This is a genomic window from Actinorectispora metalli, assembly GCF_056323685.1.
The window spans coordinates 1,864,530-1,883,707 of sequence record NZ_JBREYE010000002.1; the positions used below are offsets into that span (position 1 = coordinate 1,864,530).

At 70.6% G+C, this 19,178-nt stretch carries 18 protein-coding genes and 1 rRNA gene; 1 reads left to right on the forward strand and 18 read right to left on the reverse strand.

Translation table 11 applies throughout. The features are described 5' to 3' along the window. Nucleotides 1-50: 50 nt before the first annotated feature. The 6 genes from ACU6XJ_RS29010 to xerD all read right to left on the reverse strand — a co-directional run bounded on the left by ACU6XJ_RS29010 (nucleotide 51) and on the right by xerD (nucleotide 4,848). Nucleotides 51-803 (reverse strand): pseudouridine synthase, encoded by a 753-nt coding sequence (locus tag ACU6XJ_RS29010; RefSeq protein WP_476318509.1) that lies wholly within the window; start codon nucleotides 801-803, stop codon nucleotides 51-53. Next, complete coding sequence (scpB, locus tag ACU6XJ_RS29015; RefSeq protein ID WP_476318511.1) at nucleotides 796-1,731, reverse strand: SMC-Scp complex subunit ScpB; 936 nt, start codon at nucleotides 1,729-1,731, stop codon at nucleotides 796-798. The genes ACU6XJ_RS29010 and scpB overlap by 8 nt, the downstream gene beginning before the upstream one ends. Beyond that, a complete protein-coding gene (locus ACU6XJ_RS29020; RefSeq protein ID WP_476318513.1) occupies nucleotides 1,728-2,567 on the reverse strand; it encodes a segregation and condensation protein A in 840 nt (279 codons plus the stop codon). The genes scpB and ACU6XJ_RS29020 overlap by 4 nt, the downstream gene beginning before the upstream one ends. Further along, entirely contained in the window at nucleotides 2,564-2,875 is a 312-nt protein-coding gene (locus ACU6XJ_RS29025) for a hypothetical protein (protein ID WP_476318515.1), read from the reverse strand. The genes ACU6XJ_RS29020 and ACU6XJ_RS29025 overlap by 4 nt, the downstream gene beginning before the upstream one ends. Then, nucleotides 2,872-3,810 carry a ParA family protein gene (locus ACU6XJ_RS29030; RefSeq protein WP_476318517.1) on the reverse strand — a complete coding sequence of 313 codons (939 nt, stop codon included), beginning with the start codon at nucleotides 3,808-3,810 and terminating at the stop codon, nucleotides 2,872-2,874. Before ACU6XJ_RS29030 ends, ACU6XJ_RS29025 begins: the two co-directional genes overlap by 4 nt. Before the next feature lie 123 nt (nucleotides 3,811-3,933). After that, the gene (xerD, locus tag ACU6XJ_RS29035) at nucleotides 3,934-4,848 is read right to left on the reverse strand and encodes a site-specific tyrosine recombinase XerD (protein WP_476318701.1); all 915 of its coding nucleotides are present in this window, start codon (nucleotides 4,846-4,848) and stop codon (nucleotides 3,934-3,936) included. Nucleotides 4,849-5,003: 155 nt separating this feature from the next. On the opposite strand from xerD, the gene ACU6XJ_RS29040 reads away from it, so the two are divergent. Next, nucleotides 5,004-5,468 carry a hypothetical protein gene (locus ACU6XJ_RS29040; protein WP_476318519.1) on the forward strand — a complete coding sequence of 155 codons (465 nt, stop codon included), beginning with the start codon at nucleotides 5,004-5,006 and terminating at the stop codon, nucleotides 5,466-5,468. Between the two features lie 113 nt (nucleotides 5,469-5,581). Here the strand turns inward: ACU6XJ_RS29040 and ACU6XJ_RS29045 are convergent, their stop codons facing one another. The 12 genes from ACU6XJ_RS29045 to rrf form a co-directional block, all read right to left on the reverse strand. Then, on the reverse strand, nucleotides 5,582-6,214 hold the full coding sequence (locus ACU6XJ_RS29045) for an NUDIX domain-containing protein (RefSeq protein ID WP_476318521.1): 633 nt from the start codon (nucleotides 6,212-6,214) through the stop codon (nucleotides 5,582-5,584). Between the two features lies 1 nt (nucleotide 6,215). Further along, nucleotides 6,216-7,907 carry a CTP synthase gene (locus tag ACU6XJ_RS29050; protein WP_476318523.1) on the reverse strand — a complete coding sequence of 564 codons (1,692 nt, stop codon included), beginning with the start codon at nucleotides 7,905-7,907 and terminating at the stop codon, nucleotides 6,216-6,218. 329 nt (nucleotides 7,908-8,236) lie between these two features. Next, the gene (locus ACU6XJ_RS29055; RefSeq protein ID WP_476318525.1) at nucleotides 8,237-9,169 is read right to left on the reverse strand and encodes a copper transporter; all 933 of its coding nucleotides are present in this window, start codon (nucleotides 9,167-9,169) and stop codon (nucleotides 8,237-8,239) included. After that, nucleotides 9,166-10,350: a putative cytokinetic ring protein SteA gene (gene steA / locus ACU6XJ_RS29060; RefSeq protein ID WP_476318527.1), complete on the reverse strand. Its 1,185-nt coding sequence runs from the start codon at nucleotides 10,348-10,350 to the stop codon at nucleotides 9,166-9,168. The genes ACU6XJ_RS29055 and steA overlap by 4 nt, the downstream gene beginning before the upstream one ends. 54 nt (nucleotides 10,351-10,404) lie before the next feature. After that, a complete protein-coding gene (locus ACU6XJ_RS29065; protein ID WP_476318529.1) occupies nucleotides 10,405-11,133 on the reverse strand; it encodes a gamma-glutamylcyclotransferase in 729 nt (242 codons plus the stop codon). 228 nt (nucleotides 11,134-11,361) lie between these two features. Further along, entirely contained in the window at nucleotides 11,362-13,107 is a 1,746-nt protein-coding gene (gene recN, locus ACU6XJ_RS29070) for a DNA repair protein RecN (RefSeq protein ID WP_476318531.1), read from the reverse strand. A gap of 68 nt (nucleotides 13,108-13,175) precedes the next feature. Beyond that, nucleotides 13,176-14,099 (reverse strand): NAD kinase, encoded by a 924-nt coding sequence (locus ACU6XJ_RS29075; protein WP_476318533.1) that lies wholly within the window; start codon nucleotides 14,097-14,099, stop codon nucleotides 13,176-13,178. Beyond that, nucleotides 14,092-14,919, reverse strand: a complete 828-nt coding sequence (locus tag ACU6XJ_RS29080; RefSeq protein ID WP_476318535.1) for a TlyA family RNA methyltransferase — start codon at nucleotides 14,917-14,919, stop codon at nucleotides 14,092-14,094. Before ACU6XJ_RS29080 ends, ACU6XJ_RS29075 begins: the two co-directional genes overlap by 8 nt. Before the next feature lies 1 nt (nucleotide 14,920). After that, on the reverse strand, nucleotides 14,921-15,103 hold the full coding sequence (locus ACU6XJ_RS29085; RefSeq protein WP_476318703.1) for a hypothetical protein: 183 nt from the start codon (nucleotides 15,101-15,103) through the stop codon (nucleotides 14,921-14,923). Nucleotides 15,104-15,146: 43 nt separating this feature from the next. After that, nucleotides 15,147-16,163, reverse strand: a complete 1,017-nt coding sequence (locus tag ACU6XJ_RS29090) for an HAD-IIA family hydrolase (protein ID WP_476318537.1) — start codon at nucleotides 16,161-16,163, stop codon at nucleotides 15,147-15,149. Between the two features lie 2 nt (nucleotides 16,164-16,165). Next, nucleotides 16,166-18,910 (reverse strand): hypothetical protein, encoded by a 2,745-nt coding sequence (locus tag ACU6XJ_RS29095; RefSeq protein ID WP_476318539.1) that lies wholly within the window; start codon nucleotides 18,908-18,910, stop codon nucleotides 16,166-16,168. Between the two features lie 129 nt (nucleotides 18,911-19,039). Beyond that, nucleotides 19,040-19,156: ribosomal RNA gene (gene rrf / locus ACU6XJ_RS29100) — 5S ribosomal RNA — on the reverse strand. Between the last annotated feature and the right edge of the window lie 22 nt (nucleotides 19,157-19,178).

Sequence of the window (19,178 nt, forward strand, 5' to 3'; positions counted from 1 at the left end):
CCAAGCACGATAGTTTCCCGGGTTTGGCGATCTTCACGTGGTCAAAACGGTCACATGCCGACAGCGCGGTGCAGCGAGCCGACCTCGGCGCGGTTGAGCTTGCGGATGCTGCCGGGACGCTGGTTGCCCAGCTGGACCTCGCCGATGGCGAAGCGAACCAGGCGCTCCACGGGGTGACCTACGTGCTCCAACAGGCGGCGCACGATGTGGTTGCGGCCCTCGTGCAGCACGATCTCCACCAGTGCCTTGCCCTCGAAGGCGTCGATCAGCTTGAACGAGTGCACCTTGATCGGCCCGTCCTCAAGCTCGACGCCGCCGCGCAGCCTCTTGCCGAGGTCCTTGGGGATGGGGCCCGGCACCTCCGCGAGGTAGGTCTTGGGCACCTCGTAGGAGGGGTGCATCAGGCGGTGCGCGAGGTCGCCGTCGTTGGTGAGCAGCAACAGGCCCTCGGTGTCGGCGTCCAGCCTGCCGACGTGGAACAGGCCGTCCTGGCGGTGCTGCACGTAATCGCCGACGCAGGGGCGGCCGCGGTCGTCGGACATCGTGCTGTGCACGCCGCGGGGCTTGTTCAGCGCCAGGTACAGCTGGTCGTCCCGCAGCACCACGCGGGTGCCGTCGACGTGGATGGTGACCTTGTCGGGATGCACGCGGACGCCCATCTCGCGGACGACCTTGCCGTCGATCTGCACGCGGCCATCGGCGATCAGCTCCTCGGCCGCGCGGCGGGAGGCGATTCCCGCCTGGGACAGCACCTTTTGCAGGCGAACGCCGTCGGGGTGAGGGGCTGTGTCTTTGTCAGACATCGTCGATCGCATCCACTTCGGGGAGCAGCGGCGCGATGGGCGGCAGGTCCTCCAGCGAGGACAGCCCAAGGCGCTCCAGGAACAGTTCGGTGGTCCGGTACAGCAGGCCCTGCGTCTCCGGGTCCTGACCGGTCTCTTCGATCAGGCCCCGCGCCAGCAGGGTCCTGATGACACCGTCCACATTAACCCCACGCACCGCGGCCACTCGCGCCCTGGTCACCGGTTGCCGGTAGGCGATCACCGCGAGGGTCTCCAGCGCGGCCCTGGTCAACTTGGCGCGCTGGCCGTCCAGGATGAGCCGCTCGACGTAGGGCGCGTACTGGTCGCGGGTGAAAAGGCGCCACCCGTCGCCCACCCGCCGCAGGTCGATGCCGCTCGCTCGGTCGGCGTGTTCGGCGCTCATCGTGCGCAGCAGCTCGCGAACCCGCGCCACCGGCTGCTCAACGGCATCGGCAAGCTGCTCGTCGCCGACGGGCGAGTCCACGACCAGCAGCATCGCCTCCAACGCGCCGCGAAGCTCGATCTCGGACAGCGCAGGCGCCTCTTCGTCGGTGACGACGGCGATGTCGACGAGGTCGAGCGGCTCAGCGTGCTCGGCGGTCGAGGCCACATCAGACAGCTCGGCCTCGCCAGGCCGTTCGCCGGGGTCAGCGGTCGGCCCCGGTGCCACGTCCGGAACCTCGGCGTCGCCAGGCCGGTCAGCGTGCTCGACGGTCGAGGCCGATTGCACCTCGGACCGCTCGACATCGGCTGGGCGTTCCGGCTGATCTGCAAGCCCATCGGAGGCCTTCTCGCCCTCGCTCTCCCACTGCACTGCTTCATCCCGCGCGCCGGTCTCGGCGGCAGTGGCACGTGCATCGGCCTGGTCAGGTCCCGAGTGGTAGCCGGGGTCGGAACCAGTCGCGGATTCCGGGGTGGGGGTGCTCACCCGTACTCCTCCTCGTCGGTCGGCGCCTGCTGCGCGGCGACGGCCCTGGCCTCGTCCACGGTGCCGCCGTCCCAGCGGATCTGCAGGTCGCCCAGTGGGTCGGGCTGTTCGAAGTGGACGCTGGCCTCGCGATACAGCTCCAGCAGGGCCAGGAAGCAGGCCACCACCTCGATGGTGTGCTCGCAGTCCGCGACAAGCTCCCCGAAGCTCGCGATGCCACGTTCGGCGAGCAAGACGCGCAGCTTATTGGCCTGCTCGCGGACCGACACCGGATGCATGTGCAGGTGGTCCAGCGACACCGTCGGCGGCGGCTTCGGGCGGAACACCGCGGCGGCGATCTCGGCGAAGCGCTGCGGGTCGACGCCCAGCATCACCTCCGGCAGCAGCGAGGCGTACCGGTCCTCCAACGCCACCGACCGCGGATAGCGGCGCATCGCGCCCGCCTCCAACTCCGCGAACAACGCGGCGACCTGCTTGTACGCCCGGTACTGCAACAGCCGCGCGAACAGCAGGTCGCGCGCCTCCAGCAGCGCCAAGTCCTCCTCGTCCTCCACATCGCCCGCGGGCAGCAGCCGGGCGGCCTTGAGGTCGAGCAGGGTCGCGGCGATCACCAGGAACTGTGTGACCTCGTCCAGGTCCCATTTCTCGCCCATCGCCTTGGTGTGGGCGATGAACTCGTCGGTCACCTTGTGCAGCGCGACCTCGGTGACATCGAGCTGGTGCTGGCTGATCAGCTGCAGCAGCAGGTCGAACGGGCCCTCGAAGTTGTGCAGGTGGATGGTGAACTTGCTGACCGGTCCGTCGTCGAGAACTTCCCCAGTGTCCCCGGCCGTCACCGGGCCAGCCTGCGCACGAGCACGGAATCCTCGCCGTTCTCCTCGAAGTCGGCGAGCAGCAGCGCCACCGCCTCCCGCACGATCCGCCCCCGGTCGGCGGCGATGCCGTGCTCGGCCCGCAGCGCCAGCCGGGCCTGCTCCATCGCCACCAGTTCCTCGTCGGAGACGTACACGGTGATCTTCGTGTCGTGCTTCTGGCGACCGGTGCCGGTGCGCGGTTCAGGATCGGGAACAGCCGTCAGTGGCTGTGCGCGGGCGGTGGTCCGGAAAAGCTCGGCTGCGCCGGGAAGGGAGGCGCGTCGGCTCACCGGGCGATCACCTCACGGGCCAACGCTCGGTATGCCTTGGCACCCGCCGAGCGCGGCGCCCAGCGGGTGATCGGCTCGCCCGCGACCGTGGTCTCGGGAAAGCGGACGGTGCGGTTGATGACGGTGTCGAACACGATGTCCCCGAATGCCTCCACGACCCGTGCCATCACCTCGCGGGAGTGCAGGGTCCGTGGGTCGTACATGGTGGCCAGGATTCCGGTGATGTCCAGCTTCGGGTTCAGCCGCTCCCGGACCTTCTCGATGGTGTCGATCAGCAGCGCGACACCACGGAGACTGAAGAACTCGCATTCCAGCGGGATGACCACCCCGTCGGCTGCGGCTAGCGCGTTCACCGTGAGCAGGCCGAGTGAAGGTTGGCAATCGACCAGCACGTAATCGTAGTGGTCCAGCGCGGGCTTGATCGTCCGGGCCAGCGCCTGCTCCCTGCCGACCTCCACGACAAGCTGCACCTCGGCGGCGGAGAGGTCGATATTGCTGGGCAGCAGGTCCATGTCCTCGACCCTGGTGCGCAGCACGACGTCCTCCAGCGTCGCGGAGTGCTCCATCAGCAGGTTGTAGATGGTGAGGTCCAACTGCTGCGGCTGGACGCCGAGGCCCACCGACAGCGCGCCCTGGGGGTCGAAGTCGACCAGCAGCACGCGGCGGCCGTACTCGGCCAGCGCGGCGCCCAGGTTGATCGCCGAGGTCGTCTTGCCGACGCCGCCCTTCTGGTTGCAGATGGCCAGTACCTTCGCCGGACCGTGCTGATCGATCAACGGCGGCTCAGCCACCTGACGGTAGACTCGCCCGGTCGGACCCATCTGGCCTGCGACAACGTCAAGCTCTTCCTCTGTCGGATCGGCGGCGCGGGGGGCCAGGTTCAAGTCCACCTCGCCGCCCTTGCGGCCCGCAAGGCCGCCCGAGGGTGTCGACATAGTGGGTGCTCCTCGCGCCTCAGGCCCCGGCAGATATGGTCCTTCCTCGATCTGCTAAGGCAGTTATCAGCGGGCAGCCTAGGCGCGTAGCGCCACCGGCGGCAACGCGCCTCGCCGTAGAGCTCAAGCCTTAAACGCTCTCGGGTGTGTCGTCGCGTAGACCTCACGCAACATCGTGACCGTGACCAGCGTGTATACCTGCGTGGTGGTGACCGATGCGTGACCAAGAAGCTCCTGCACCACCCGAACATCCGCACCGCCCTCCAGCAGGTGGGTGGCAAAGGAGTGCCGCAGGGTGTGCGGCGAGACCTCCGCGGTGATCTTCGCGCGGTCCGCCGCCGTTTTGAGCACCTGCCAGGCGGTCTGCCGGGACAGCCTGCCGCCGCGGTGGTTCAGGAACACCGCGGGCGTGCCGCGGCCCTTCGCCGCCAGCGCGGGCCGCGCCCGCACCAGATAGGCGTCCAGCGCCTCCAGCGCGGGTCTGCCGATCGGCACCAGCCGCTGCTTGCCGCCCTTGCCGTCCAACAACACCGTCCGCTGTCCGCCGTCCACATCGTCCACATCCAGGCCGACCGCCTCGGAGATGCGGGCGCCGGTCGAGTAGAGCAACTCCAGCAGCGCCTTGTCCCGCAGGCCGCGGACATCGTCGTTGGTGGCGCAGTCCAGCAACCGCAGCACATCGTCGATGGGCAGCGCCTTGGGCAGCCTGCGCGGCAGGTTGGGCGGCCGAACATCCCTGGCGACGTCGGCGGGCACGGCGTTCTCCAGGTAGGCGAAGCGGTGCAGGCCGCGCACAGCGACCAGCGCCCGCGCGGCGGAGGACTCCGCCAGCGGCGGATGCTCTTCGTCCCCTTCGCGCAGGGCCATCAGGAAATCCCCGATGTGCCGCTCGGTGATCTCCGCGGGCTCGGTGACTCCGTCGCGCTCCAACTGGGCGAGGTATCGCCGCAGGTCGCGGCGGTAGGAGTCGAGGGTGTTGCGGGACATGCCGCGCTCGACGGTCAGGTGGGCGAGGTAGGTGTCCACCAGCCTCGTCATCGGGTTCGGAGCTTGAGCCACCAGAAGTCCTGCCGCCAACGCCGTACCGGAGTGCCGCCTGACATTAATTCAGTTCGGCAACATTAGCCGTGAACCCCACGCGTCATGCCGCAATTGGGCCACCCGCACCCCCGCGCCTCGCTAGGCTTCCCCGTGTGACGTACCCCCCATCACTGCCCGGTCCGCAGGACGAGGGCGACCACCAGCCGTATCTTGCCGGTCCGCCGGAAGGCTATGGCGGTCCGTACCCGGGCAACCTGCCCATGCCGAGCGAGCCGGTCCTGCTGACGATCGGCGACATCTCGATCACCCAGACCACGGTCATCGTGCCAACGGGCCAGTTCCCGCTGCGGGGTACCACCTGGACAGTGCAGGACTCGACGCAGTACACCGAGTCGATCCCCGCCTACGCGATCGTGCTGACCATCCTGTTCGTGTGGGTCTGCCTGCTCGGACTGCTGTTCCTGCTGATCAAGGAGAAGCGGTCCACCGGCTTCATCTCGGTGACGGTGACCGGACCCGGCCTGTTCCACGCCGCCCAGTTCCCGCCCGGCCCCGGCTCGGCCGCGTGGGTGACTCAGCAGGTGAACCAGGCACGAGGCCTCGCCGCGGCTGCCTAGTGTCCCCGCGCCTCTCGGGGTGGGCGGCACAGCCCAACCCACCCCGCCGAGCATGAAGCCGGTACCCGGTAGCGATTCACGCCGCCGCGACCGCCGAGAGCCGCGCCGATCGTCTAGGTCGCCTTACGGGCGGCGAAGCGGTGCGGCCGGTCGCGCCACGCGGCGTCGACCGGGCGGGCCTGGGCGGTGCCGCTGCGAACGGCATGGGCGGCCAGCAGGCCCGCCGCGGTCGAGGCGTTGATGATCTCGCCCGCCAGAACCATGCGCACCGCCTCCGCCAACGGCACCTGCCGGATCGACAGGTCCTCCTCCTCATCCCCGGTGTCCGCAAGGCGGTCCACAGTGGACAGTTCCTCGGCCAGGTACACGCGCACCACCTCATCCACGAAACCGGGCGAGGCGGCCACATCGACCAGCACCGACCAGCGGGACGCCGCCAGCCCGACCTCCTCGGCCAGTTCCCTGGCCGCCGCGTCGGTGGCGTCCTCGCCCGGCGAATCGAGCAGGCCCGCGGGCAACTCCCACAGGCGGTGGCCCAGGGGATGGCGGTACTGGTGGATCAGCGTCACCCGCTCCCGCGGGTCCAGCGCGACCACGGCGACCGCACCGGGATGCTCCAGCACCTCGCGGACCGCGTGCTCGCCGCCGGGCATGGCGACGGTGTCCTTGCGCAGCGCCAGCACTCGGCCCCGGTAGATCTCCTCGCTGGCGACGGTGGTGAACTCGTGGCTGCCGGGCTCCCCCACGTCAGACCCCCGCCACGGCGGGCAGTTCGACCGGGAGCCGTTCTGCGGCGCGGTAGTCAAGGGCGGCACGGACGAACGCGGCGAACAGCGGATGCGGCCGGGTCGGCCTGCTCTTCAGCTCGGGGTGCGCCTGGGTGCCGACCATGAACGGGTGCAGCTTGCGGTCCAGTTCGACGAACTCGACCAAGCGGCCGTCCGGTGAGGTGCCGGAGAACACCACTCCCGCGGCGGAGAGCTTGTCGCGGTAGGCGTTGTTGACCTCGAAGCGGTGTCGGTGCCGCTCGGAGACCTCCACGGCGCCGTAGGCCTGCGCGACCAGCGAGCCCTTCTTCAGCTTCGCCGGGTAGGCGCCGAGGCGCATGGTGCCGCCCATGTCCTTCTCGCCCGCGATGACCTCTGTCTGGTCGGCCATCGTGGAGATCACCGCGTGTTCCACGTTGTCGTCGAATTCCGAGGAACTCGCCCCCGACAGGTTGGCCAGTTCGCGGGCCGCGTCGATGACGATGCATTGGAGGCCCAGGCACAGGCCCAGGGTGGGGATCTTGCGGGTGCGGGCGTGTCGGATGGCGCCGATCTTGCCCTCGATGCCGCGGATGCCGAAGCCGCCCGGCACCAGCACCGCGTCCACGCTGGACAACGCGCGCGCCGCGCCCGCCGGGGTCTCGCACTGGTCGGAGGGCACCCACACGATCTCGGCCTTGGCGCGGTGGGCGAAGCCGCCCGCCCGCAGCGCCTCGGTGACCGAAAGGTAGGCATCCGGCAGGTCGATGTACTTGCCGACCAGCGCGATGCGCACGGTCTCCTTGGGCTGGTGGACCCGGTCCAGCAGGTCGCCCCAGACCTTCCAGTCGACATCGCGGAACGGCAGGCCGAGGCGGCGCACCACGAAGGCGTCCAGGCCCTCGCCGTGCAGCACGCGCGGGATGTCGTAGATGGACGGCGCGTCCGGTGCGGCCACCACGCCGTCGGTGTCCACGTCGCACATCAGCGCGATCTTGCGCTTGAGGCCGTCGGGAATCTCCCGGTCGGCGCGGCAGACGATCGCGTCGGGCTGGATGCCGATGTTGCGCAGCGCGGCCACCGAGTGCTGGGTGGGCTTGGTCTTCAGCTCGCCAGACGGCGCCAGGTAGGGCACCAGGGAGACGTGCAGGAAGAAGCAGTTGTCGCGGCCGAGGTCGTGCCGGATCTGACGGCAGGCCTCCAGGAACGGCAGCGACTCGATGTCGCCGACGGTGCCGCCGACCTCGGTGATCACCACATCCGGCACCCGACCGTCCTCGTCGGCGTCGGCCATCGCGCGGATGCGGGACTTGATCTCGTCGGTGATGTGCGGAATCACCTGAACGGTGTCGCCGAGGTACTCGCCGCGGCGTTCCTTGGCGATGACCGCGGAGTAGATCTGCCCGGTGGTGACATTGGCCGCGGCGGACAGGTCGCGGTCGAGGAACCGCTCGTAGTGCCCGATGTCCAGGTCGGTCTCCGCGCCGTCCTCCGTGACGAAAACCTCACCGTGCTGGAACGGGTTCATGGTGCCCGGGTCGACGTTGAGGTACGGGTCCAGCTTCTGCATCGTCACCCGCAGGCCCCGGGAGGTGAGCAGTTGGCCGAGGCTGGAGGCGGTCAGTCCCTTGCCGAGCGACGAGGCAACGCCGCCCGTGACGAAAACATGCTTAGTCGTGCGAGCTTGCAGCACTCGGAAACTCCCGTGATCGAACTGGTGAGGTCAACGCGGCCTCGCTGCGATGTGTGCCTGCGGCGCGTGACGGCCCCAGGACACATGCCTGGGGAGCCGGGAATTTTGACCGCCGATCCACGGAAGTCCACGGTAACACCCATGGGTCCGATCACCCCACTCCAGGTGAACCGTGTCGCAAATGATCACCCCGACCGACGCGAAGATTCGATAGTATGTTCGATGGGGGCGCTTGACCTGCGCAGTGGGAGGAGGAACTCCCCCGCGACCCAGCGTAGCGAGGAACTCGGGCGCCGGTGGTCAGCCGCGCCGAATCAGGCGCACGCTGGTCACGCCGCGCCGGGGGCGGTGGCCTGGGCGTTGCCGCCGGTGCCGTAGCGGCCCGCCTTGCCCTCCAACTGCTCGCGGAGGGCGAGTACCGCCACGATTCGACCCGCGGCGGTGTCGGTGTTGTCCACGGTCGACAGGATCGCGGTAGCGGCGGTGTCCGCCCTGGCGAAGCCGATCGGGGCGTTGCCGGACGCCGAGCCGGTGGGGCCTGCCAGCACCGTGCCGGAGCCGGACCGGTCGAGTTGGGTGGCGAAGCGGGCGATGGTGGCGGCGCGGTCCGCCGCGGCGTCGCCGCCGCCGGTGGCGCCGGTAAGCACGATGGCCAGCTGAGCCGGACGCAGGGCGGGGGCGCTGCCCAGGAAACCGCCGTTGGCCAGTGCGGACAGCGCGGCGGCGGACTCCTCGGGGGTGGACTGCGCCTTGTTCTGGCCGTCCAGCAGCAGCAGTTTGCCGAGCAGCGCGCCCGCCAGGGTGCCGGGCTCGGACGCGGTGGGCAGTTGGGCCCCGGCGGGCAGCAGCCGCGGGACGACGCTGCGCAACTGGTCGGCCTTGCCGGGGTCGGCGAAGCTGTCGGTGAGCTGAAGTTCGCCCACCATGGTGCCGCCCGCGTTGCGGACCATCTCGGTCAGCCCGTCGCGTTCGGCCTGCCGGGCATCCGCGGTGGTCACAAGCACCACCGTGCGCTGGTCGAGTTGCCCGCGCAACGCGGCGGGCGCGATTTGCAGGCTGAAGCGATCGGCCGCCTCCAGTTGGGCCCGCAGCCCGTTGCGCTCGGCTTCCACGTCGGCGACTTGCTTACCCAGCGAGTCGCGGTTGTCGGCGAGCCCGGACAGCAGGCGGCTGCTGACCGTGCTGGAGCCGAGCACGACGCCGACGGCCAGCGCGAGGAAGGCCGCGGCGAGCGAGACGATGTGGTAGCGCAGTGGGATCACGCGAACAGTCCCCTCACCCAGGAGCTGATGTGGTGCCAGGCGTCCGTGACGAGCGCGCCGTACACCGAGCCGACGTCGGAGAGCAGCAACGCGGTGGCGATGGCCGCGAACGCGGCGATCACCAGCACCGCGACGGCGCCGACGGACACCCGGTTGCGGTGCAGGGCCGCGACCGCCTTGCCGTCCACCACCTTGCTGCCCAGCTTGAGCCGGGTGAGGAAGGTGGACGGGTTGGAGCCGGAGCGGCCGCGGTCCAGGAACTCCTGGAGCGTGGCCTGGAAGCCGATCGTGACCACCAGGCCCGCACCGCCCGCGTCGGCCAGCAGCAGCGCCAGATCCTCGGGGTTGCCAGAGGACGGGAACGTCACCGCGCCGACGCCGAGGTCGTGCACCCTGGCCAGGCCGGGGGCGTGCCCGTCGGTGTAGGCGGGCAGCACCAGCTTGGCGCCGCATTTGAGCGTCATCAGGTCGATGCCGAGCGGGTCGCCCACGATCACGTCGGGCCGGTAGCCCGCGCGGTGGAGCGTGTCAGCTGCCTCGTCGACGCCGATCAGGATCGGGCGGTGCTCCTTGATGTAGGGGCGCAGCAGCCGCAGGTCGGTGCGGTGGTCGCGGCCGGGCGCCACGATGAGCACATGGCGGTCCCGCATGGACAGCTCGATGTCCGGCACGCCGACACCGTCGAGGATCAGGGTGCGCTCGCGGCGCAGGAACTCGATGGTGTTCGCCGAGAACGCCTCGAGCTGCACCGACATGCCCGCCTTGGCCTCCACCAGCTGGTCGGCGACGGTGTCCTCGGTCTGCACGGTGCCGCGGCCGAGCTCCTTCTCGCCCTGGTAGACCACGCCGTCGTGCAGGCGGATCCGCATGCCGTCCTTGAGCGCGCGCAGCAGGGCGTGGCTGGTGTTGTCGATCAGCGGGATGCCCGCGGTGATGAGGATCTCCGGGCCCAGGTTGGGGTAGCGGCCGGAGATGGAGGTCGAGGCGTTGACCACACCCACGACTTGGGCGGCGACGAGCAGGTCGGCGGTATGGCGGTCCAGGTCGATCACATCGATGACGGCGATGTCGCCCGGCCCCAGCCGACGCAGCAGCCGGTCCAGCCGCCGGTCGAGGCGCGCGACACCGGTCACCCCAGGCAGCGTGTGGCTGGGGCGGGAGAGCAAACCGGTGAGTCGCATGGATCCGATGGTGACAAAGTTCCCACCGGGATTCGGGAAGCCACGCCGAGCAGGTCAGACCTCGGCGGAAACAACCACCCGCCGCCCTCGGGCGGCACGCTCGAACGGCTCGTGGCGGAGGTTGTGGCAGGCCCGCGGCACGCCGGTGAGGACGCGAGCGGCCTCCTGCTCGACGTCCAGGCAGCGGACCGGGACGCCGTCCTGCCACAGCGGCACCCGGCAGTCGGAGATGCCGACGTAGCCCAGCACGTTCTTGATGGCGCTGCCGTCCTCGGCGGCGATGCGGCCGGAACGCAGCCGCGCCAGCCGGTACCGCGCGGGATGGCCCTCACAGCGGTCCAGCACCGCAAGCTGGTCGAGGGTGGCCCACCAGATGGCGTGGTCCTCCTCGACACCCTCGATGGCGGCCAGGGTCGCGGGCCGCTGGCCGTCGCGCTGGCGGAAGCCCGCCGCCCACACCGAGGCCAGGCCGATGCAACGCACCTTGGCGACCACGACCGGGCCGGTCAGGCCGAGGTTCTCCCGCAGCCAGGTGATCTTGGACGGGCAGACGTTGGAGCCGTACGCCAGGACCGGCAGCCGCTCCTCGATGGGTGCCGCACCACGCTGGTCGAGCCACTCGTCGACGGCGACCCCGCTCGGCTCCACCCGGTACCCGCCCGCGGCGGCGTAGTCGATGGCCAGTGGCAGGCCGACGCCGTCGAGGTGCACGTAGGAGGTGTCCGGTCGGGCGCCGGGATAGGGCTCCGCCGGGAATTCCGAGTCGGTAAACGCACGTAACATTGATCCCAGGCTGACCCAGTCTCGGCTTGATCGCCAGCACTTTGCGTGACAGATCACGCCCAAACTCCACACAAAGTGACCAACCGCCTACGCTCGCCGAACACACCCCCGCCCTCCCAGGGGGGCAGCCCCGTGGCCAGTCTATCGGCCTCACCCGTTGGATCAAGATCAAAATCGCGGGCTGTGGATAACCGGGTGTCCTGTGGATAACACGCCGGGCGACCGGGGTCAGTCGTTGCGGTCCGCCGCCGCGGTGGCGAGCAGTTCCTCGGCGTGGGCGCGGCCGGTCTCGGTGGCCTCCAGGCCCGCGAGCATGCGGGCCAGTTCGACCACCCGCTCGTCCTGGTTGAGCACCCGCACCCCGCTTCGGGTCAGGCCCGCGCCACCGACCGTCTTGTCGACCACCAGGTGCCGGTCGGCGTAGGCGGCGACCTGCGGCAGGTGGGTGACCACGATGACCTGGTGGGTGCGGGCCAGCCGAGCCAGCCGCCTGCCAACCTCGACCGCGGCCCGGCCGCCGACCCCGGCGTCGACCTCGTCGAACACCAGCGTGGGCACCGGGTCGGCGTGCGAGAGCACGACCTCCAAGGCCAGCATGACGCGGGACAGCTCACCGCCCGAGGCACCCTTGTGCACGGGCAGCGGCGGGGCGCCCGGATGCGAGACGAGCCGCAGTTCGACCTCGTCCACGCCGTCGGGCCCGGCGTGCAGCCGCTTGCCGTCGACGGTCAGCTCGAGTTCGTCCTCGCCGTGCGCCTCGTGCGGGGCCACCGCCACCTGCAGTGTGGAATGCGCCATGGCCAGCCCGGACAGCTCCGCGGTGACCTTCTCGCCAAGCTCGGCGGCGGCCTTGCGCCGCGCCTGCGTGACGCGGGCCGCGTGACCGGCCAGTTCGATGGCCAACTCGTCGCGGCGGAGGCGCAACGCGTCCAAGGCGCCTTCGGAGGTGTCCAACCCGGCGAGCCGCTCGCGAGCCTGCTCGGCCCAGGCGATCACGCCGTCGATGTCCACGGCGTAGCGGCGGGTGAGCTGCTTGAGCTCGGCCTGCCGCGCCAGCACCTGCTCCAGCCGCTGCGGGTCGGCCTCCAGCCGGTCCAGGTACCCGCCGAGTTCGGCGCCGACGTCGGTGAGCAGCGCCAGTGCCTCCTCCAGCCGCGGCTCCAGCTCACGCAGCTTGGGGTCCTCGGCGGCGGCCAGCCGCCTGCGGGCCTCGCCGACCAAGCCCAGCGCGCCGGGCGCGTCGGGGTCGCTGTCGGCGGCGCCGCTCACGGCGTGCGCGGCGCCGGAGGCGACCTCGCGAAGCTGGTCGGCGTCGGCGAGCCGCCTGGCCTCGTCCACAAGCTCGACGTCCTCGCCGGGCTGCGGGTCGACGGAGCCGATCTCGGTCAGGCCCTGCCGCAGCGTCTCCGCCTCGCGCGCCATCTCCGCCGACCGCGCGGTGCGCTCGGCAAGCTCGGTGGCCACCGACAGCCATTCGACGCGGACCCGCTGGTAGTCGGCCAGCGGATCGGCGACGGACTCGGCGGCGAAGCGGTCCAGCACCGAGCGCTGCTCGGCGGGGCGCAGCAGGCGAAGCTGGTCGTTCTGGCCGTGCACGGCGATGAGCTGGTCGGAGAAGTCGCTGAGCACCGCGGCGGGCACGGAGCGGCCGCCGAGGTGCGCGCGAGAGCGGCCGTCGGAGTTGACGGTGCGGACGGCGATCACGCTGCCGTCCTCGTCCAGGTCGGCACCGGCCTCGGTGGCGAGTTCGGCGGCGGAGGCGTCGAGTTCGAAGCGGCCCTCCACGACGGCGCGGTCGGCGCCGTTGCGGACTCGGGACGCCTCCGCCCGGCCGCCGCTGAGCAGGTGCAGTCCCGTGACGACCATGGTCTTGCCCGCGCCGGTTTCGCCGGTCACCACGGTGAATCCGGCGGAGAGTTCGAGCGTGGCGTCCTCGATCACGCCCAGCCCACGGATGCGCATCTCGGCCAACACGGTCCGCACACTACCGCCCCGGTCCGAGGAGATGTGCGACCGGAACCCCGCCAGCGCGCCGTAGCCGGCTAACCAACCGACTGGCCGCGCCATGCCTGCACCGGCAGAGAGAACTTGCGCACCAGTCGATCCGTGAACGGCGCCTTGGACAGCCGGGCCAGCCGCACCGGGGTGGATCCCCCGATGACCTCGACTTTCGACCCCGGCGGCAGCTCATACGTGCGGCGCCCGTCGCAGCACAGCACGCCGGGGTGGCCGGTGCTGTCGACCTGCAACTCGATCCGCGAATCCGGTGACACCACAAGTGGTTTTGCGAACAGGGCGTGCGCGTTGCTCGGCACCACAAGCAAAGCCCGCACCTCGGGCCACACCACCGGCCCGCCCGCGGAATATGCATAGGCGGTGGACCCGGTTGGCGTGGCGCACAGTATTCCGTCGCAGCCGAACCAGGACACCGGATGCCCGTCGATCTCCAGCAGCACGTCCAGGATGCGTTCGCGGGTGCTCTTCTCCAGGCTGGCTTCGTTGAGCGCCCAGGTGTTGGCCAGTTCCTCGCCCTCGAACACCGCCCGCACGTCGATGGTCATCCGCTCGTCGACGTGGTAGTCGCGAGTCACCACCGCGTGGACCGCCTCGTGCAGATCATCGGAGTCGGCCTCGGTGAGGAACCCGACGCGCCCCAAATTCACGCCGAGCACCGGCACTCCGGCGGGCCGGGCCAGTTCGGCGGCCCGCAGCAGCGTGCCGTCGCCGCCGAGAACCAGCACCAACTCGGTGCCCTTGGCGGCGTAGTCGTCGGCGGGGACCACGGTGGCGTAGCAGGAGGGGTCGAGTTCCGGCGCCTCACCGTCGAGCACCCGCAGCCGGATGCCCGCCTCGTTCAACTCGCCCGCCACCGTCCGCGCGGTTTCGAGGTTCTCGTCACGGCCGGTGTGCACCACCAGCAGCACTTCACGGCCCGCGTCCCGATGCAGCGGCGGGTGGTCACTCACGGCCGCCCCCATCGTTGCCCGGCCCTTCCGCGACTGCCTTGTCGACCAGGGCTTTAACCTGTTCCGGCGGCATCGGCTCGCCGGGGGTGAGCCAGAGGAAGTACTCGACGTTGCCCGCCGGGCCGGGCAGCGGGCTGGCGACCACTCCGCGCAGCGTGAGCCCGAGCGCCGCGGCGGCCATCACCACGTCGGCGACGACCTCCGCGCGCAGCGCCGGGCTGCGCACCACCCCGCCGGACCCCAGGCGCTCCTTGCCGACTTCGAACTGTGGCTTGACCATCGGCACCAGATCTCCATCCTCGCGAAGGCAGGCAGCCAGCGCCGGAAGCACCAGTCGCAAGGAGATAAACGAGAGATCGGCGACGATCAGTTCAACCGGACCGCCGATCTGTTCGAGAGTCAGGTTGCGGACGTTGGTCCGGTCGTGCACGTGGACGCGGTCATCGGTGCGCAGCCGCCAGTTCAGCTGGCCGTAGCCGACATCGGCGGCGACCACCTCGGCGGCGCCCCTGCGCAGCATCACATCGGTGAACCCGCCGGTGGAGGCACCCGCGTCCAGACAGCGTCGACCGGTGACCGCCAAGTCGAACGCGTCCAGTGCGCCGATCAGCTTGTGCGCTCCTCGGGAGGCCCAGTTCTCGTCCTCGTCGTCGGACAGCACGATGACGGGGGTGTCCTTCTCGACACCGGTGGCGGCCTTGCCCGCGATGGTGCCCGCGACCTTCACCCGGCCCGCGGTGACCAGTTCACCGGCGTGCTCGCGTGATCGCGCCAACCCCCGTCGCACCAGCTCGGCGTCCAGCCGCGCCCGCCGAGGCATGTCAAACCTTGTCGATGCTGGTCAGAGCGAAAGTGAGGGCGGAATGCACGGCGTCGAACCGGCCGACGTGTTCGGCCAGCGGTAGGTTTTCCAGCGCGTCGAGGTCATCCACGGCAGACTGGATCGCCGCCATCTCGCCGTGCTGTGCGGCGGCGGGCATCATGCTCGGGCTGGGCCGGTCCATGTCGGTCAACGTCGTTCACTCCTCCGCTACCGAGACTAGCCGATCAGGGTGTCCCGAAGAGGTTGCGCAGCGCCGTGTCCGCGGTGTCGTCCTCGCAGACCACCTCGACCGGTCCGGCGCCTGCGGGCCACCACGCGGCGCACAGTGCCCGCAGCGCACCCAGCGGATCGGCGTCGCCGCCGGTGTGGCGCAAGCTCAGGCCTGCCTCGGTGACCTCGGCCTTCCAGTCTGGCTGGTCACCGACCCGCAATTCCTCGACCGGCCGGTCCAGCGCGGTGAGCGAGGCGGCCAGGTGGGTGGGCCGTTCAGCGGAGTCCGCCGCCAGCACGTCCTTCGGCTTGCTGACGCCGGTGAACACCAGCAGGGAGTCGGCGCCGACGGAGTTGGCGCCCGCGATGTCGGTGTCCAGCCGGTCCCCGACGATCAGTGGACGCCCCGCGTTCGCCGCCGTGATGGACTTGCGCATGAGCGGCTGCTGCGGCTTGCCCGCGACCTCCGGGCGACGGCCGGTGGCGTGCCGGAGGGCGGCGACCATGGAGCCGTTGCCCGGCAGTAGGCCATACTCGGTGGGCAGCGTGGGGTCGGCGTTGCAGGCCACCCAGACCGCGTCGCGCTGGATCGCCATGCAGGCCTGCGCCAGCATCGGCCACGCGGTCTCCGGGGAGTGGCCCTGGATGACCGCGGCGACCTCCGGCCCGGGCAGCGTGTCGCCCGCTCGGATCGGAGTGAGGCCCGCGCCGCGAACCTCGTCCACCAACGCGGGCGAGCCGAGGACCAGCACGTCCGCACCGGGCGGCACCCGCTCGGCGAGCAAGGCCGCCCCGGCCTGGGCGCTGGTGTCCACCTCGGCCGCGTGCGCGGGCACGCCCATCTCGGTCAGGTGCGCGGCGACCTGCTCGGGCGAGCGGGACGCGTTGTTGGTGACGAACCGGATCACCGTGCCGCGCCCGCGGCATAGCTCAACGGTCTCCGCGGCACCGGTGATGGCGGTGTGGCCGCGGAACACGGTGCCGTCCAGGTCGAACAGCACCGCGTCATAGCGGTCGAGCAGCATCGTCATGCTCAGCTGCCCTGCTTTGGTTCTCCGACCCGCTTGGTGCCGGAGAACTCCACCGGCTCGTTGGCGGCGGGCTTCCCGCTGTCCTTGGCGGCCGCGTCGTCCACGGCCTCACCCTCGCTGGAGAACTCGATCACGTCAGCCACTGGTGTTTCCTCATCGGTTGGATCGGATGCCGCGGCGGGCGTACTGCCTGCCTCCGCGGTGACGCCGTTCGAGGTCTCGACGGCATGAGCCACGGAGTCGCGAGCCTCAGCGGGCTCGGACACCACGGCGGCACCGTTGGGTGCCTCGGTCACCGGGTCCGCGGCGGACCCGGTTTCGCTTCCGGAGGCTTCCGCCCCCTCGATCTCGCCTGCGTCATCCGCGGAAAGCTCGGACACAGCGGCGTTGGTCTCGGTCTCGTCGGTGACATCCGCAGCCGTCTCGACCGCCTTGGGCTCGGCTTCTGCGTCAACGGCATCGCCGATGATCGCCGGTGCCTCAGCCGGTTCGGCGTCATCCGCGGATGTCTTCACCACGACGGCTGTGGACTCGGACTCGTCATCGACGGCGTCGTCGATGACCGCCGGCGCCTTGGCAGGGTCGGCCGCTTCGGTTCCGAGTGTGTGCGTTTCCGACACTACAGCGGGGTCGGTGGCGGGGAGGCCGAGGAGTTCGCTCAGCTCGATGGCGCGCTCGCCCGCGTCGGTCTCCTCGTGCTCGTCGGCGTCGGCGGCGCGCAGGAACCAGCGCAGCGACTCCTCCTTGCGCCCGACCGCCAGCAGGTTGTCGGCGTAGGCGTAGAACAGCCGCGCGCTCCACTCCTCGCGCTTGCGCGCTTCGAGGTCGGGGCCCTGAAGGGTGACCACGGCGGCCTCCAGTTGACCGAGGTCGCGGCGGGCACCGGCGGCGACAATGCGCAGCTCGACCGCCTCCGCACCGGTCAGCGTGGCCGCCTCGGCGCTGCGGGTGAGCTCCAGCGCGCGCTCTGCACGGCCGAGGGCGCGTTCGCAGTCGGCCATCACGGCCAGGTGCCCGCCACCCGCGGTCATCCGCCGGGCGGCACGCAATTCGCCGAGCGCCTCGGCCCACTCGCCTGCGTGGTAGGCGGCCAGGCCCGCGGCCTCGCGGACCGCACCGATTCGGGAGGCGCGGCTGCGTGCATACCTGGCGTGCGCCAGTGCCCGCTCGGGCTCCTCGTCGATCAGCTGGCCCGCGGCAACCAGGTGCACGGCAACGGCTTCGGCGGTCGGCTTGGACAGGCTCGCCAGCTCACGCTGGATGTCCTTGTCCAGGTCCTCCACGTCGATGTCGGCGGGCAGTTCGGGTGCTTCCACGTAGTCGGCGCGCTGCGCGCCGCGGCTGCCGCGTTCGCGCACCGGCTCACTGCCGGGACGCCGCTCCTCGCGGTTGGGCCGCTCGTCGGAGTCGAAGCGGCGGCGCGGACGGTCGTCGCGGTCACCCCGCTCGAAGCGGTCGGAACGCTGCGGTCGGTCGGGCCGGTCCGAACGCTCGGGCCGGTCGAACTTGCGTGGGCGGTCGTCCCGCTCGAAGTTCCGCGGCCGGTCGGAACGCTCGGGACGCGCCCCACCTTCTCTGCGGTCATCGCGGCCACCACGGAAACCGCCGCGGTCGCCGGAATCCCGACGGTCGCGGTAGGGCCGGTCGCCCTGGGGACGGTCGCCCTGAGGGCGGTCGTCGCGTCGATCCGAGCGGCGGTCGTCGTCCCGACCGCGGTAGCCACCGCGATCCCGGTCATAGCCCCGGCTGCCGCGATCGTCACGGTCCCGCCCGTAGCCACCGCGGTCCGAACGCTCGGACCGGTCCGACCGGTCGTGGCGTTCCGGGCGCGCTCCCCGGTCGAACTTCGGCCGCTCGGAGCGGTCGTAGCCACCGGAACGCTGCGGGCGGTCGGATCGGTCATAGCCGCCCGGCCGCTGATCGGTACGCCGTGGCCGGTCGTCATCGGATCGGTTGAACGACTTGCGGTCGTCCCCGGAGCGGTAGCCGCCGGAACGGCGGTCGTCGCGGCGGTCGTCCGAACGGAAGCCACCCGAGCGGCGGTCGTCACCGCCCCGGTTGTACCCGCCGGAAGGACGGTCGCTCCGGTTGGAACCACCCGAGCGGTCGTCAGCGGAACGGTTGTAGCCACCGGAACGGCGGTCGTCGCGGTTGAACCCACCTGACCTGCGGTCGTCACTTGAGCGGTTGTACCCGCCCGACGTACGGCCTTCGCCGGAACGGTTGAAACCGCCGGAACGCCTGTCGTCGCTCGAACGCTGGTATCCGCCGGAGCGGCGGTCATCGTCGGAGCGGTTGTACCCACCAGCGGAGCGACCCTCACCTGAGCGGTTGTACCCGCCAGAGGAGCGGCCCTCTCCCGAGCGGTTGTACCCGCCAGAGGAGCGGCCCTCGCCTGAACGGTTGTAGCCGCCGGAACGCCGGTCGTCGTCTTTGTTGAAGCCGCCCGAGCGACGGTCGTCGTCGCGCCCGCGGTAGCCACCGCGATCACGGTCCTGGCCGCGGCCCCGATCGTCGCGGAAGCCGCCGCCGGTGCGTTCGCGGCGGTCACCGCCGCGCTCGTCGCGGCCGCGGCTGTCGCCGCGGCCTTCCTTGCGGTCACCAAAGTCGCGTTGTCCGCCCTTGTAGCCACCACCTCCGCGGTGACCCGAGCGTTCCTGTCGCGGGTACCCGCCGTTGCGGTCACCTCGACTTTCCCGCCGGGGCCGCTCGGAGCGTTCCTCGTGCCCCTCACCTGACTCGGACACGGACCCTCCTGATGACACACGAGCAGAACTCATCAACTACACCCTACGTCTAGATAGCACAAAAAGGCGTGGTGGGGCCTCCGGGAGCGATTCGCTCGACCAGAAACCCCACCACACCCTTTAAGTTATGTTCGGCGGTGTCCTACTCTCCCACACCCTGTCGAGTGCAGTACCATCGGCGCTGGAGGGCTTAGCTTCCGGGTTCGGAATGGGACCGGGCGTTTCCCCTCCGCCATAACCACCGAAACTCTTCGAAACAACCAACCAC

Bases quoted from the DNA above. Each gene is read 5' to 3' on its own strand.
- ACU6XJ_RS29010 (WP_476318509.1), bottom strand. From the start codon at position 803: ATGTCTGACAAAGACACAGCCCCTCACCCCGACGGCGTTCGCCTGCAA.
- ACU6XJ_RS29030 (WP_476318517.1), bottom strand. From the start codon at position 3,810: ATGTCGACACCCTCGGGCGGCCTTGCGGGCCGCAAGGGCGGCGAGGTG.
- xerD (WP_476318701.1), bottom strand. From the start codon at position 4,848: ATGACGAGGCTGGTGGACACCTACCTCGCCCACCTGACCGTCGAGCGC.
- steA (WP_476318527.1), bottom strand. From the start codon at position 10,350: ATGCGACTCACCGGTTTGCTCTCCCGCCCCAGCCACACGCTGCCTGGG.
- ACU6XJ_RS29065 (WP_476318529.1), bottom strand. From the start codon at position 11,133: ATGTTACGTGCGTTTACCGACTCGGAATTCCCGGCGGAGCCCTATCCC.
- ACU6XJ_RS29080 (WP_476318535.1), bottom strand. From the start codon at position 14,919: ATGCCTCGGCGGGCGCGGCTGGACGCCGAGCTGGTGCGACGGGGGTTG.
- ACU6XJ_RS29085 (WP_476318703.1), bottom strand. From the start codon at position 15,103: ATGGACCGGCCCAGCCCGAGCATGATGCCCGCCGCCGCACAGCACGGC.
- ACU6XJ_RS29090 (WP_476318537.1), bottom strand. From the start codon at position 16,163: ATGACGATGCTGCTCGACCGCTATGACGCGGTGCTGTTCGACCTGGAC.